The sequence below is a fragment of the Pseudomonas sp. GCEP-101 genome, from assembly GCF_025133575.1.
Classification (GTDB): Bacteria; Pseudomonadota; Gammaproteobacteria; order Pseudomonadales; family Pseudomonadaceae; genus Pseudomonas; species Pseudomonas nitroreducens_B.
The window spans coordinates 4,031,954-4,046,902 of sequence record NZ_CP104011.1; the positions used below are offsets into that span (position 1 = coordinate 4,031,954).

The 14,949-nt window shown below is 66.1% G+C and carries 13 protein-coding genes; 4 read left to right on the forward strand and 9 right to left on the reverse strand.

All coding sequences use genetic code 11. The annotated features are described in order from the left end of the window. Positions 1-34 precede the first annotated feature (34 nt). From N0B71_RS18585 to N0B71_RS18600, 4 genes are all read left to right on the forward strand, one after another. Entirely contained in the window at positions 35-283 is a 249-nt protein-coding gene (locus N0B71_RS18585; protein ID WP_017516812.1) for a hypothetical protein, read from the forward strand. Between the two features lie 2 nt (positions 284-285). Next, on the forward strand, positions 286-1,110 hold the full coding sequence (locus N0B71_RS18590; RefSeq protein ID WP_259754169.1) for a mechanosensitive ion channel family protein: 825 nt from the start codon (positions 286-288) through the stop codon (positions 1,108-1,110). Between the two features lie 73 nt (positions 1,111-1,183). Then, positions 1,184-1,774, forward strand: coding sequence for an RNA polymerase sigma factor SigX (gene sigX, locus N0B71_RS18595; protein ID WP_259754170.1), 591 nt, complete (start codon positions 1,184-1,186; stop codon positions 1,772-1,774). A gap of 109 nt (positions 1,775-1,883) precedes the next feature. Continuing rightward, the gene (locus N0B71_RS18600; RefSeq protein ID WP_259754171.1) at positions 1,884-2,942 is read left to right on the forward strand and encodes an OmpA family protein; all 1,059 of its coding nucleotides are present in this window, start codon (positions 1,884-1,886) and stop codon (positions 2,940-2,942) included. Positions 2,943-3,007: 65 nt separating this feature from the next. Here the strand turns inward: N0B71_RS18600 and cobA are convergent, their stop codons facing one another. From cobA to N0B71_RS18645, 9 genes are all read right to left on the reverse strand, one after another. Further along, positions 3,008-3,745: a uroporphyrinogen-III C-methyltransferase gene (gene cobA, locus N0B71_RS18605; protein WP_259754172.1), complete on the reverse strand. Its 738-nt coding sequence runs from the start codon at positions 3,743-3,745 to the stop codon at positions 3,008-3,010. Positions 3,746-3,781: 36 nt separating this feature from the next. Further along, the gene (locus N0B71_RS18610) at positions 3,782-6,496 is read right to left on the reverse strand and encodes a nitrate reductase (protein WP_259754173.1); all 2,715 of its coding nucleotides are present in this window, start codon (positions 6,494-6,496) and stop codon (positions 3,782-3,784) included. A gap of 22 nt (positions 6,497-6,518) precedes the next feature. Further along, positions 6,519-6,848, reverse strand: coding sequence for a nitrite reductase small subunit NirD (gene nirD, locus N0B71_RS18615; protein ID WP_259754174.1), 330 nt, complete (start codon positions 6,846-6,848; stop codon positions 6,519-6,521). 55 nt (positions 6,849-6,903) lie between these two features. Then, complete coding sequence (nirB, locus tag N0B71_RS18620; RefSeq protein WP_259754175.1) at positions 6,904-9,354, reverse strand: nitrite reductase large subunit NirB; 2,451 nt, start codon at positions 9,352-9,354, stop codon at positions 6,904-6,906. A gap of 272 nt (positions 9,355-9,626) precedes the next feature. Then, a complete protein-coding gene (locus tag N0B71_RS18625) occupies positions 9,627-11,297 on the reverse strand; it encodes a bifunctional protein-serine/threonine kinase/phosphatase (RefSeq protein ID WP_259754176.1) in 1,671 nt (556 codons plus the stop codon). A gap of 100 nt (positions 11,298-11,397) precedes the next feature. Next, positions 11,398-12,609 carry a nitrate/nitrite transporter gene (locus tag N0B71_RS18630; protein ID WP_259754177.1) on the reverse strand — a complete coding sequence of 404 codons (1,212 nt, stop codon included), beginning with the start codon at positions 12,607-12,609 and terminating at the stop codon, positions 11,398-11,400. 304 nt (positions 12,610-12,913) lie between these two features. Next, positions 12,914-13,342, reverse strand: coding sequence for a thioesterase family protein (locus tag N0B71_RS18635; RefSeq protein ID WP_017516802.1), 429 nt, complete (start codon positions 13,340-13,342; stop codon positions 12,914-12,916). 98 nt (positions 13,343-13,440) lie between these two features. After that, positions 13,441-14,133 (reverse strand): polysaccharide lyase family 7 protein, encoded by a 693-nt coding sequence (locus tag N0B71_RS18640; protein ID WP_259754178.1) that lies wholly within the window; start codon positions 14,131-14,133, stop codon positions 13,441-13,443. A gap of 236 nt (positions 14,134-14,369) precedes the next feature. After that, the gene (locus tag N0B71_RS18645) at positions 14,370-14,948 is read right to left on the reverse strand and encodes an ANTAR domain-containing response regulator (protein WP_259754180.1); all 579 of its coding nucleotides are present in this window, start codon (positions 14,946-14,948) and stop codon (positions 14,370-14,372) included. Position 14,949: the final 1 nt, after the last annotated feature.

Here is a 14,949-nt window from a genome sequence, read left to right on the forward strand (position 1 = left end):
GGGGCGTCAAGCACCTCACACAGGCGAGGTGCGCATGCACGACCCATTTGAAGAATCCCTGCGCGATCTGCTGCGAATGCCCCCGGAACAGCCCGGCGACGATTCGCGGCTGGACCGCGTCCTCAAGACCGCCAACCGCCAGGTGGGCGCGGGCGATCTGTTCAGCCTGATGGGCCATTGGTTCCAGGCTCTGTCCATTGGCGTGAGCCGTGGCGCCGCACACCTTGCACCCGTCTCGCGTCACGCGCAGAATTCCGCCCCTTCCGCTGACAAGGCCGACTGAACATGCAATTCGACATCTGGACGCAAAGCCTGCTCACCGCCATGAACACCCTGTGGGGCAAGCTGGCCGGGTTCATTCCGAACCTGCTCGCCGCGCTGGTGATCGTGCTGCTCGGCTTCGTCGTGGCCAAACTGCTCGACGCGCTGCTCTCCAAGCTGCTCGCCAAGGTCGGCCTCGACCGCCTGATGGCCGGCACCGGCCTGACCAAGCTGCTGTCGCGCGCCGGCATCCAGGTGCCCGTCTCGACCCTGGTCGGCAAGATCGTCTACTGGTTCGTGCTGCTGGTGTTCCTCGTCTCCGCCGCGGAGTCCTTAGGTCTGCAGCGTGTCTCGGCGACCCTGGACATGCTCGCGCTGTACCTGCCCAAGGTGTTCGGTGCGGCGCTGGTGCTGATCGTCGGCATCCTGCTGGCCCAGCTGGCCAACAGCCTGGTGCGCGGCGCCGCCGATGGCGTCGGCCTGGAGTACTCCAACGGCCTGGGCCGCGTCGCCCAGTGGCTGGTCATCATCATCAGTATCTCGGTCGCCATCGGCCAGCTCGAGGTGAAGACCGACCTGCTCAACTACATCATCGCCATCGTGCTGATCACCATCGGTCTGGCTGCCGCGCTGGCGCTGGGCCTGGGCAGCCGCGAGGTGGCGGGGCAGATCATTGCGGGAATCTACGTGCGGGAGCTGTATCAGGTCGGACAACAGGTGAAAGTGGCGGATGTCGAAGGCATCATCGAGGAAATTGGTACCATCAAGACTATCCTGCTGACAGACGAGGGTGAGCTGGTGTCGATCGCCAACCGCATCCTGCTCGATCAGCGTGTAACCAGTCGCTGAAGATGATGACCGATTGCCGGTACGGCTTGCCCGAAGCCGCGCCGGACGCTGACTTGACCTGGCCCGACCCGACTTGAACAAGCCGCAATCACTGTCCTTGCGCTATGACCCGCGCCAGCTCACCGACGAGGAGCTGGTGGAGCGTTCTCACGAGGAGCTATACCACGTGACGCGGGCCTACGAAGAGCTGATGCGCCGCTACCAGCGCACCCTCTTCAACGTCTGCGCGCGCTACCTGGGCAACGACCGGGACGCCGATGATGTGTGTCAAGAGGTCATGCTCAAGGTGCTGTATGGTCTGAAGAACTTCGAGGGGAAATCGAAGTTCAAGACCTGGCTGTACAGCATCACTTACAACGAGTGCATTACCCAGTATCGGAAGGAACGGCGCAAACGCAGATTGCTCGATGCGCTGAGTCTGGATCCCGTCGAGGAGGCTTCCGAGGAGAAGGCTCCGAAGATCGAAGAACGGGGTGGGCTGGACCGCTGGCTAGTTCATGTCAATCCCATCGACCGGGAGATCCTGGTCCTTCGATTTGTCGCGGAACTGGAATTCCAGGAGATCGCCGATATCATGCACATGGGACTCAGCGCCACGAAAATGCGCTACAAACGTGCACTCGATCGAATGAGAGAAAAGTTTTCGAATGTGACGGAATCTTAGTCCGGGAAATATTGTCTCTCTGTTTGGCGAGTTCTGATAAACTTGCCACCCAAGTTGTACGGCCTATGGTTAGGACAACTTATTGACCACCAAGATGGGGATTTAACGGATGAAACTGAAGAACACCTTAGGCGTCGTAGTTGGCTCGCTGATCGCCACCTCCGCTATCAACGCGTTCGCCCAAGGCGAAGGCGCCGTCGAAGTCGAAGCTTTCGGCAAGCGCTACTTCACCGACAGCGTTCGTAACATGAAGAATGCGGACCTGTACGGCGGTTCCGTTGGTTACTTCCTGACCGACGACGTCGAGCTGGCTCTGTCCTACGGTGAGTACCACGACGTTCGTGGTACCTACGAGACCGGCAACAAGAAGGTCCACGGCAACCTGAGCACTCTGGACGCCATCTACCACTTCGGCACTCCGGGTGCTGGCAACCTGCGTCCGTACGTTTCGGCAGGTATCGGCCACCAGAGCCTGACCAACATCAACTCCGACAATGGCGGCCGTCAGAACCTGACCATGGCCATGATCGGTACCGGTCTGAAGTACTACTTCACCGACAACTTCTACGCCAAAGCCAGCCTGGACGGTCAGTACGGTCTGGAGCAGCGCGTGAACGGTCACCAGGGCGAGTGGATGGCTGGCCTGGGCGTTGGTATGAACTTCGGCGGCGGCGCCAAGCCGGCCCCGGCTCCGGAGCCGGTTGCTGAAGTCTGCTCCGACTCCGACAACGACGGCGTCTGCGACAACGTCGACAAGTGCCCGAACACCCCGGCCAACGTCACCGTTGACGCCAACGGCTGCCCGGCTGTTGCCGAAGTCGTTCGCGTTCAGCTGGACGTGAAGTTCGACTTCGACAAGTCCAAGGTTAAAGAGAACAGCTACGCTGACATCAAAAACCTGGCTGACTTCATGAAGCAGTACCCGTCCACCTCCACCACCGTTGAAGGCCACACCGACTCCGTCGGCACCGACGCCTACAACCAGAAACTGTCCGAGCGTCGTGCCAACGCCGTTCGTGACGTGCTGGTCAACCAGTACGGTGTTGAAGGCGGTCGCGTAAACGCTGTTGGTTACGGTGAGTCCCGTCCGGTTGCTGACAACGCAACTGCCGAAGGCCGCGCCATCAACCGTCGCGTTGAAGCCGAAGTAGAAGCCCAAGCCAAGTAATTGGTCTGAGCTGACGAAAAACCCGGCCTAGGCCGGGTTTTTCTTTGCCTGCGAAAAAGTGCGGCTCAGGCGGAGTGGGCCAGCAGCGCCTGCTGCGCTGCGGCGGCCACGTCGCCGATTATCAGAATCGCCGGGCTTTTCAGCGCAAAACGCTGGGCGTCCTCCAGCAGGTCGACCAATCGACTGCGGTATTCGCGCTGGGCGGGCAGGGAGGCGTTCTCGATCATCGCCACCGGCATGTCCGCGGCCATGCCGCCAGCGAGCAGTCCATCGCGGATTTCCGAAAGCTTCGCCACGCCCATGTACACCACCAGGGTGGTGCCGCCTTCGGTCAGGCCACGCCAGTTCAGAGGGCTGTCGTCCTGGGTATGGGCGGTCACCAGGGTGACGCCCCGGCTGACGCTGCGCAGGGTCACGGAGATGCCGCACTGGGTGGCGGCCGCAAGGCCTGCGGTGATGCCGTTGACCAGTTCGCAGTCGACACCGCGGGCCATCAGCCATTCGGCTTCCTCGCCGCCACGCCCGAAAATGCACGGGTCGCCGCCTTTCAGGCGCGCCACGCGGCGGCCCTGGCGGGCGTAGCGCAGCATCAGGCGGTGAATGAACTCCTGCGGTGTGGAGCGGCAGCCGCCGCGCTTGCCGACGGCAATGACCCGGGCAGATGGGCAGTGCTCCAGCACGGCGGGATTGACCAGATCATCGATCAGCACAACGTCTGCCTGCGCCATCGCTCGCACGGCCTTCAGGGTCAGCAATTCCGGATCGCCGGGGCCGGCGCCGATCAGCCAGACTTTTCCACTCATGTCGTTCTCCTCAGGCTGCCGTCTACGCGGCGTTGCTCAGGCCGTGACGGCCAACGATTGCCGGGCCAGCAGGCGCTTGATCTCCGGTACGCAGGAGCCGCAGGCGGTCCCGCACTGGAGTTGATCCTTGAGGCCGTCGAGGTCGAGGCCCTTGACGATGCCCGCCTGGATGCGGCTCTGGCTGACGTTCAGACAGTTGCACAATGTCTTGTCGGCTGCTGCCCCGGCCTGGCCTGGGGCGGCGCTGAGCGGGGCCAGTAGCCAGCGGCGCAGGTCCTGATCGGCGCGGCCTTTCTGCCACAGTTCGCGCAGCCAGGCGCGGGCGGCGGTTTCGCCGGCCAGGCGCAGCGAGACGATGCGCGAGTGTTCGATGCGGACGCGCTTGCCGACCGTGCGGCGCGGGTCGTCATAGGCCATGACCGGGCCCTCTTCGAGGCCGAGCAGGGCGTCGATGCGGGCCAGCCACTCGGCACTTGGCGCTTCTGCGTGCGCGGCGCGGATCACCAGCGCCGGGCGTTCGCGGCCGGTGGGGCTGAAGCTGGCGTAGCGCAGTTCCTCGAACAATGGGCGCAGGGCGTCGAAGCGCTGCTGCACCTCGCCTTCCACCAGGGCGAAGAACTGCCAGGGCAGCTCCACGCGGCTGACCTCCACGGTGGCGTGTTTCAGTTCGGGTTGATGCGACAGCGGGTCCACGGCCGGCAGGGTGAGGACATTGACGCCCAGCCCCTTGAGGAAGCGATCACCCCAGTGCATTGGCAGGAAGGCCTGGCCGGGACGCAGGCGGTCGTCGGCCTGCACCGGCAGCACCAGTTCGCCGCGGCGGCTGCGCAGGCGCACCAACTGGCCGTCGCTGATGCGCCGGCGGCGCAGTTCGTCCGGGTGCAGGCCGAGTATGGCTTCTGCCACGTGGCCAAACAGTTGCGGCGCGGTGCCGGTACGGGTCATGCCGTGCCATTGATCGCGCAGGCGGCCGGTGTTGAGGATCAGCGGGTAGCGCGCGTCGCGCTTTTCCTTGGGGGCGCGGTAGGGCTCGGCAATCAGCCGGGCCCGCCCCGTCGCGGTGGGGAAGTGTCCGTCGCCGTACAGGCGCGCGGTGCTGCGCGCCGCGCCGGCGGCGAAGGGCCATTGCTGCGGGCCGCGCGCGTCCAGCAGCGCATAGTCGATGCCGGAGAGGTCGAGGTCACGCTCGCGGGTCAGTCGCTTGTACTCGTCGAACAGGGCGGCCGGCGAGTGGAAATCGAACAGGCTGGGTAGTCTGGGACGCAGACGCCGTTCCAGGCGGCGGGCGAAATCGCAGACGATGTCCCAGTCCGCCCGCGCCTCGCCGATCGCCGGGATGGCCGGACGGACGTGGCTGATGCGGCGCTCGGAGTTGGTCACCGTGCCTTCCTTCTCGCCCCAGCTGGCGGCTGGCAGCAGCAGGTCGGCGTACTGGCAGGTCTCGCTGGTGGTGAAGGCCTCCTGGACGATGACGAAGGGGCACGCAGCCAGGGCTTCGCGCACGCGGGTCTGATCCGGCAGGGATTGGGCCGGGTTGGTGCAGGCGATCCACAGGGCCTTGATGCGCCCGTCGCGTACCGCATCGAACAGTTCGATGGCGCTCAGGCCGGGATTCTCCGGCAGCCGTTCGACGCCCCAGTAGGTGGCGACCTCCGCACGATGCTCGGCGTTGCCGGCCTCGCGGTGGCCGGGCAGCAGGTTGGACAAGCTGCCGGTCTCGCGGCCGCCCATGGCGTTGGGCTGGCCGGTAAGGGAGAAGGGGCCGGCGCCGGGGCGGCCGATCTGCCCGGTAGCCAGGTGCAGGTTGATCAGCGCGCTGTTCTTCGCACTGCCGGCGCTGGACTGGTTCAGGCCCATGCACCAGAGCGAGAGGAAGGCAGGCGCCTGGCCGATCCACTGGGCCGCGCGCTGCAGATCATCCACGGCGATGCCGCAGATGTCCGCCACGGCCAGCGGGCCGTAGTCGCGCACCAGGGCTTTGAGTTCATCCAGGCCCTCGGTGTGAGCATCGATGAAGGCACGGTCGATCCAGCCTTCCCAGAGCAGGATATGCAGGATGCCGTGGAACAGCGCGACGTCGGTGCCGGGCAGGATCGCCAGGTGCAGGTCGGCCGCCTCGGCGGTGTCGGTGACGCGCGGGTCGATGACGATCAGTTTCATCTCCGGGCGCCGCGCGCGGGCGTCTTCCAGGCGGCGGAACAGAACGGGATGGGCGTAGGCCATGTTGCTGCCGGCGATCATCACGCAATCGGCCAGCTCGATGTCCTCGTAGCTGCAGGGCGGGGCGTCGGCGCCCAGGCTGCGCTTGTAGCCGACCACCGCCGAAGACATGCACAGGCGCGAGTTGCTGTCGATGTTGTGGGTGCCGACCAGGGCGCGGGCCAGCTTGTTGAAGGCGTAGTAGTCCTCGGTCAGCAGTTGGCCGGAGACGTAGAAGGCCACGCTATCCGGTCCGTGCTCGCGGAGGGTCTCGGCGAAGACGCCGGCGGCGTGCTCCAGCGCGGTGTCCCAGCCGGTGCGGGTGCGCGGCAGGCCCTTGCCCAGGCGCAGCTCCGGGAACTGCGCGCGGGCGGCCGCATCGCCGGTGAGGTGCAGGGTCGCACCCTTGCTGCACAGGCGGCCGAAGTTGGCGGGGTGCTGCGGGTCGCCCTGTACGCCGAGGATGCGCTCGTCGTCGTGTTCGATCAGGACGCCGCAGCCGACGCCGCAGTAGCAGCAGGTGGATGCGGTGGTGCGACGGTTCGGGTTCATGGCGCAGGCCTCGCTGGCTGACTCAGGCGCAATGGGCGACCGGGGTGCGCAGTGCCAGCAGCACGCGGCCGGCCTCGATCTTCGTCTCGTGGCGGTGGGCGCAGCCGTGGTCGGGCGCGACGGCTTCGCCGCTCTCCAGTTCGATCTGCCAGTTGTGCAGCGGGCAGGCCACGCGCTTGCCGTAGATCAGGCCCTGGGACAGCGGGCCGCCCTTGTGCGGGCAGCGGTCGTCGAGGGCGAAGACCTGGTCATCGGAAGTGCGGAAGATCGCGATGTCGCCCTGGGGCCCGGCGATGACGCGCGAGCCCAGTGGGTTGATGTCGTCCAGGGCGCAGATGTCGAACCAGTTCATGGAGTGTCTCCGGCAATCGGGTGGGAAGGCCCCGAAGGCGGGGCCCGGCGGACAGTCAGGCGGTTTCCAGCTGCTTGAGCGGTATCCGTTCGAACTCCTTCTTCAGCGGCTGCTGGGCGATGCGCTCCTGCCACGGGTCCTGTTCCAGCGACAGCGAGAACTGCAGGCGCGTGTTCAGTGCCTGGCGGTTGTCCGCATCTTCCAGCACGGCCTTTTTGATGTGCTCCATGCCGACCCGTTGCAGGTAGTGCACGGTGCGCTCGAGGTAGAAGGCTTCTTCGCGGTAGAGCTGGAGGAAGGCGCCGCTGTACTCGCGTACCTCGTCAGCGGTCTTGAGCTTGACGAAGAACTCCGCGACCTCGGTCTTGATCCCGCCGTTGCCGCCGATGTACAGCTCCCAGCCCGAGTCCACGCCGATGATGCCGATGTCCTTGATGCCGGCCTCGGCGCAGTTGCGTGGGCAGCCGGAGACCGCCAGCTTGACCTTGTGCGGCGACCACATGTTGAACAGGTCGTGCTCCAGGTCGATGCCCAGCTGCGTCGAATTCTGCGTGCCGAAGCGGCAGAACTCGCTGCCCACGCAGGTCTTCACGGTACGGATGGACTTGCCGTAGGCGTGGCCGGAGGGCATGTCCAGTTCCTTCCAGATCGCCGGAAGGTCGTCCTTCCTGATCCCCAGCAGGTCGATGCGCTGGCCGCCGGTGACTTTCACCATGGGCACCTGGTACTTGTCCGCCACGTCGGCGATGCGCCGCAGTTCGGCGGCGTTGGTGACGCCGCCCCACATGCGCGGCACCACGGAGTAGGTGCCGTCCTTCTGAATGTTGGCGTGGGCGCGTTCGTTGATCAGGCGCGACTGCGGGTCGTCCTTGGCCTCGCCCGGCCAGGTGGAGATCAGGTAGTAGTTCAGCGCCGGGCGGCAGGTGGCGCAGCCGTCCGGGGTGCGCCAGTCCATGAAGCGCATCGCGGAGCTCAGCGAAATCAGGTGATGTTCGCGAATCGCCTGGCGCACCTGGCCGTGGTTGAGGTCGCTGCAGCCGCAGATGGCCTTCTCGCTCTTGGGCTTAACGTCCGCCGCGCCGCCGACGGTGCTGATGAGGATCTGCTCGACCAGGCCTGCGCAGGAGCCGCAGGAACTGGCGGCCTTGGTGTGCTTCTTCACCTCGTCCACGCTGAACAGGCCGTTCTCCTGGATCGCCTTGACGATGGTGCCCTTGCACACGCCGTTGCAGCCGCAGACTTCCGCGCCGTCGGGCATGCCGGCCGCGCTGCTCTGGCCCTGGTGGCCGACGTCGCCAAGGCTGCTCTCGCCGAACATCAGGTGATCGCGGATCTGGGCGACGTTGTGGTTCTCGCGGATCTGCCGGAAGTACCAGCCGCCGTCGGCGGTGTCGCCGTAGAGGCAGGCGCCGACCAGTACGTCATCCTTGATCACCAGCTTCTTGTACACGCCGCCGATGGGGTCGGAGAGGGTGATGGTCTCGGTGCCTTCGCCGCCCATGAATTCGCCGGCGGAGAACAGGTCGATGCCGGTGACCTTGAGCTTGGTGGAGGTGACCGAGCCCTGGTAGCGGGCGAAGCCGAGCATCGCCAGGTGGTTGGCGCAGACCTTGGCCTGCTCGAACAGCGGCGCCACCAGGCCGTAGGCGATGCCGCGGTGGCTGGCGCATTCGCCCAGGGCGTAGATGCGCGGGTCATAGGTCTGCAGGGTGTCGTTGACCAGGATGCCGCGGTTGCAGGGCAGGCCGGTTTTCTCCGCGAGCTCCGTGTTGGGACGGATGCCGGCGGCCATTACCACCAGGTCGGCAGCAATCACCTCGCCGTCCTTGAAGCGCACAGCGCAGACACGACCGCTGCCGTCGTCGATCAGTTCCTCGGTGTGGGTGTTCAGGCGGAAGTGGATGCCGCGCGACTCCAGCGCGCCCTGCAGCAGCTTGCCGGCGGTGCGGTCGAGCTGACGCTCCAGCAGCCAGTCGGAGAGGTGCACCACAGTAACGTCCATGCCGCGCTGCTTCAGGCCGTTGGCGGCTTCCAGGCCGAGCAGGCCGCCGCCGATGACCACCGCATGGCTGTGGGTGCCGGCGGTGTCGATCATGGTCTGGGTGTCGGCGATGTCGCGGTAGCCGATCACGCCCTGCAGGCGGCTGCCGGGCACCGGCAGGATGAAGGGATTGGAGCCGGTGGCGATCAGCAGGCGGTCGTACTCGGCTTCGCTGCCGTCTTCGGCGTAGACCTTGCGGCGATGGCGGTCGATACGGGTGACCTTGCGGTTGAGCAGCAGGCGGATGCCGTTCTCGCTGTACCAGTTGAGGTCGTTGAGAACGATGTCCTCGAAGGCCTGCTCGCCGGCCAGGACCGGGGAGAGCAGGATGCGGTTGTAGTTGGGGTGCGGTTCGGCGCCGAAGACGGTGATGTCGTAGAGGTCGGGCGCGATCTTCAGCAGTTCTTCCAGGGTGCGCACACCGGCCATGCCGTTGCCGATCAGGACGAGCTTGAGCTTTTTCATGTCAGGGCTCCGCGTCACGGAAAAATCACGGAAAACAAAAAAGGCGTCCCGCCGGTTACCCAGCGAGGACGCCTTTGTCCAAGTCCCGTTCGATCGGGAAGTGCGAGCCTCTTCGTTGAGGGACGCGCTTTTGTAGATTGTTGAATCAGATATTGCAGGGGCTGTGCCAACTTGTTCGGGGCCTGGTTTTCGGGGCCTTCAGCCGTCCCGCGCGGCGTATCGGCGCTTTTGCTGCACTGCGCTGAGGCGTGCCGAACCGAACTGGTGCACCGTCAGCCGTGGTGCAGCAGCCAGAGCAGCAGCCCGAGGTTGATCGCCAGCGAGGTCAGCGCGACGCCGCGCCAGACCCGCAGCGGCTCGCGCTCCAGCAGTGGCCGTGGGCGAGCCGGCGCCTGTCGTTCGCCTTGCTCCAGGGCGAGCAGGCACTGCTCCGCGGTTTCGAAGCGCTCCTGCGGCTGGACGGCGATGAGCTTCGCCAGCCAGTCGTCGAGCCAGGCCGGCACGTCCGGACGGTAGCGGCTGGCCGGGGTGGGTGTGCCGAAACGCGGATGCTGGAAGGCTTCGATCTCGCCATAGGGGTAATGGCTACAGAGCACGCGGTAGAGCGCGACGCCGGCGGCGTAGAGATCCTGGCGGGCGTCCGGCGCCGCGCCCTGGAAGCACTCCGGGGCGAGGTAGCTCGGCGTGCCGGGCAGGTCGTGCGGATTATCCTGCGAAAGTCCAGGACAATAGGCCAGGCCGAAGTCCAGCAGGCGCAGTTCGCCGTCGTCGGCCCAGTGCAGGTTCTCCGGCTTGATGTCGCGGTGCAGGATGTTGCGCCGGTGCAACTGGCCCAGGCCGCGAAGCAGGCGCTGGGCAAGGTTCAGCCAGTCGGTCAGGTTCGGCGGGCCGCTGAGTTTCAGATGCTCGCCCAGCGTCTTCCCTGCATATTCGCGCATGACGTAGTAGAGGTGCTGGCGCTGCGGCAGGCTGTGCAGTTCGGGGAAGTAACGCCCCTGCACGCGACGCAGGAACCACTCTTCCAGGAGCAATGCCTGGGCGGCTTCGGGCGAGTCGCGCAGCGCGGGCGGCAGGGTCTTGAGCAACCACGGGCGGTTCTGCCGGTCGCGCACGCGGTAGATCAGCGATTGGCGTGACTGCGCGAGCTTGCCTTCGACCTGCCACCCTTCGAAGTCCTGGTCGCTGCGCAGGTCGGGTGGGGCGGGCCAGTGGTCGAGCTGGGCAAGGGCGTCGCCCAGGCTGGCCGGCGGCAGTTCGTCCACGCGCAGCAGCAGGGCGCTGGCGTTGTCCTGACTGCCGGCCAGGTGGGCGGCGCCGACCAGTGCGTCGACGCAGGCCTGCAGGGATTGTGCATCCTCCAGCAGGCGCTGGATGGCATTGTCACCCAGGGTCGCCCAGATGCCGTCGCTGACCAGCAGGAAGTGCTGCCCGGCTTCCAGCTCGCCATCGCGGTAGTCCACTACCAGGTGCTGGTCGAGGCCCAGTGCGCGCTTGAGCACGTGCTGCATGCCGGGCTGCTCCCATACATGGTCCTGGGTCAGGCAGTCCAGTTGCCCGGCGTGCCAGCGGTACAGGCGGCAGTCGCCGACGTGGGCGAGGGTGAAGCGCCGCCCGCGCAGGACCAGCGCGGTGAGGGTGGTGAGCAGCGGCTGGCCGCCGCCGTTGGCCTGCAGCCAGCGGTTCTGCGAGATCAGCAGGCGGTCGAGGGCCTGGGCGACAGCCCAGGTCTCGGGGGTGGCGTAATAATCCGCGGCCAGCGCCTGGAGACTCAAGCGCGCCGCCAGGCCGCCGTCGGCGCAATGGCTGACGCCGTCGGCGATGGCGAACAGGTGCCCCTTGCTGGCGGCCAGCCCGGCGGGCGGGGTGACCACCCGCAAGGCATCCTGGTTCTCCTCGCGCGGGCCGGTGGCGCTGGCTTGGGCGAAGGATAACTGCAAGGTCATCGCCACCACCTGTAGGAGCGAGCTCGCTCGCGAACGGATTTCCCGACAGCTACGACTGGATGCGGTTCGCGAGCAAGCTCGCTCCTACAAAAGCGCATGGTCAGACCCGCGCGGCGGTAACAGCCGTGCTGCCCCAGGTGGTACGCCAGCGGGCTTTGACCGCGTGCAGGCCGAACCAGGCGAGCACGCCGAGGCTGGCGAACAGCCAGAGGCCGAGCTGGTAGTCGCCGGTGGCCTGCTTGATCGCGCCTAGGCCCGCCGTCAGGCAGAATCCACCGATGCCGCCGGCCATGCCGATCAGGCCGGTCATCACGCCGATGGTCTGGCGGAAGCGCTGCGGCACAAGCTGGAACACCGCACCGTTCCCCGCGCCAAGGCTGAGCATGGCGACCACGAAGAGGCTCAGCGCCGCCACCGCGTTGGGCAAATGGAAGCCTACGGCGGCGATGCAGATCGCAGCGACCGTGTACATCACCAACAGGCTGCGGATGCCGCCGATGCGGTCGGCCAGGGCACCGCCCAGCGGACGCATCAGGCTGCCGGCGAAGACGCAGGCAGCGGTGTAGTAGCCGGCTTGCACCGGGTCGAGGCCGTACTGGTCGTGGAAATAGCCGGGCAGGGTGCTGGCCAGGCCGAGGAAGCCGCCGAAGGTCACACTGTAGAAGAACATGAACCACCAGCTGTCGCGGTCGCCCAGGGCCTTCAGGTAGTCGGCCAGGGACTTGGCCGGCGGCCGCCCAGGGGCATTGCGGGCGAGCAGGGCGAAGACTATCAAGGTGGCCAGCAGCGGGATCAGTGCGAAGCCGAAGACGTTCTGCCAGCCGAAGGCAGCGGCGATGGCCGGAGCGAACAGCGCGGTGAGCACGGTGCCGGAGTTGCCGGCGCCGGCGATGCCCATGGCCTTGCCCTGGTGCTGCGGCGGGTACCACTGCGACGCCAGCGGCAGCGCCACGGCGAAGGAGGCGCCTGCCATGCCCAGCAACACGCCGAGGATGATCGCCTGTTCCAGGCTATGGATGCCCAGTTGCCAGGCGCCGAACAGTGCGCCGATGACGATCACCTGGCCGAGAATGCCGGCGGCCTTGGGTGACCAGCGATCGGCCAGCAGGCCCATGAGGAAGCGCAGGATGGCGCCGGAGAGGATCGGCGTTGCGACCATCAGCGCGCGCTGTTGGGTGGTCAGCTGCAGGTCGGTGGCGATCTGCACTGCCAGGGGGCCGAGGACGTACCAGACCATGAAGCTCAGGTCGAAGTACAGGAAGGCGGCGAACAGGGTCGGCGCATGGCCGGCTTTCCAGAAACTCGTGTTCATCGAACACCTCATCAGCAACGGTTGAGAGCCCCGGTCGTGGCCACAGGGTGCCGCCGGGAAGTCCTGAGCCCCTGCGCCGGGGCAAACGAAAAAGGCGTCGCTCCACCCACCGCACTGCGCGGGTGTGGATGCGACGCCTTTGTCGAAGTCGGGTAATCGCCGTTGATTACCATCGCCTTGTGCACAGCAAGGCGCGGGCCAGGATGAAAAATCCCAGTCGGATCAAGAGGATGAGGGGAAGGCGAGGATCAGGGGTGATCCATCGAAGGGCGCGCCGTGTGGCGGCGTGCCCCGTGCTGGAGCGTCAGGCGACCCAGTTGACGTTGGGGAAGGTGTCGCGGAAGGCCTCGGGGATCGGCACCACCTTGCCGGCCTTGTAATCGAAGAACACGAAGCCCGACTTGGCCATGGCCACGAGGGTGCCGTCGGCGGGACGGGTGATACGGAAGATGATGTCGCCGCCGTACTTGTTGAAGTCCATCACGCCGACCTCGAATAGCAACTGGTCGCGGGCGTGGGCTTCGGCGCGGTAGGTGGTGGCCAGGTCGGTGACGATGATGCCGGTCTCGCGGATGCCGTAGTCGAACAGGAAGCGTGCGCGGGCCTCGGAGATCATCGAGATCATCGAGTCGTTGCCCAGGTGGTTGGCCCCGTTGATGTCGGTGACGCGGACGGTGAGCTTGGTTTGGTAAATGAACAGTTCTTCGGGGAATTCCAGTTTCAGGCGGGCCATGGCGGTCTCGGTGGCAAGGCGACGGGGCGTGCGGGTGTGCCCGGCATTCTACGCGCAGAGCGCTCGCCCCGCGCCTCATCAGGCCAGTGAATGGCGAATCAGCGGTGCGCCGAGTTCAGGTGGAAGATGGTCACCCGCGCGCCCTCGCTGCTATCGCCGTAGTTGTCGTTGATGTAGGCGCCGGCCTTGAAGTAGAGCAGTTGCTTGGACCAGGCGCTGCTGAGGATCTTGCGGTAGTAGTTGGCGCGGCCGTCGGAGGTTTCCACGCGGATCGCCAGGTTGCCCACCGAGGTGACGCGCAGGCTGTAGTTGAAGGTCTGGTCCAGCGCGATGTTGTCGATCAACGGGACATTGACGCTGGCGCGGTCGTCGGGGTGGTTGCGCACCAGCGCTTCCAGGCGCCCGCTCTCCAGGGTCGGCAGGTAGTGGTATTGCAGCTTGACCAGGGGTTCGCCGTCGCCGGTGTAGGGCGAGCGGCTGTGGATCTGGCCGATGATGATCTTGTTCTTCGACGGTACCTGCTGGACGCTCATGGTCACGCGCAGTTCGTTGTCGCCCTGGTTGTAGTACCAGTTGGAGACGTCGCCGGCGGGTGTGGTTTCGCGCAGCTCGCTGCGCGGGTAGACGCTGTCGGAGGTATGCGAACCGGTGACGGGGACCCAGAACACCACCTGGCTGCCGCTGGGCTGGAAATAGTGGCTCTGGTAGCCCCGGGCGATCTGCTCGGTGGTGACTTCGGTGGGGCGGGGGTCGGTGGGAACGCTGAGGTTCCAGGTGGTGAGGTCGATCATGGGCTTGCCCTTGCTGGGCCGCGAAGGCGGCGAGGTCGGGTGGCGCCGAGGTGCCTAGCCGGCGGCGGCCACTGCGATGCGTCATCGAAGCCAGTCGATGGCGCTACGGGGCCCGGCCAGACGGCCGGGCGGCCGCAGCATAGGGCCTTGCCAGCGAAGCGGGGGCCACCTGTACGACTGGCGAAATGATCGCGCCTTGCCGTCGCTGGCAGATGGCCGGCCCTGCAGGCGCCGGGTCAGTGACCGAGCATTTCGTGCATGGCGATGATCTGCTCGGCCACCTGCACCAGCTTCTGCTGGCGGCCCATGGCCTGGCGGCGCATCAGGGTGTAGGCCTCTTCCTCGGCGCAGCCCTTCATCTTCATCAGCAGACCCTTGGCCAATTCGATGCGCTTGCGCTCCGCCAGTTGCTGCTCGCGGGCCTGCAATTGGGCACGCAAGGCCTGGTCGCTCTCGAAGCGGGCCATGGCGACGTCGAGTATCGGTTGCAGGCGTTCGGCCTGGATGCCCTCGACGATGTAGGCGCTGACGCCGGAGCGGATAGCCTGGCGCATCACCTGCGGGTCGTGCTCGTCGGTGAACATGACGATGGGGCGAGGCTGGTCGCGGCTGACCAGTACCACCTGTTCCATCACGTCGCGGCCGGGGGATTCGGTGTCGATGAGGATCACATCCGGGTGCAGGGCCTGGACCCGTTGCGCCAGATCGACCGAGAGGCCGGATTCGTCGATCACCTCGAAGCCGCATTCCACCAGGGCGGCCTTGAGGCGCCCGACCTTTTTCGCGGTGTCGTTGATCAGCAGGACGCGCAGCATG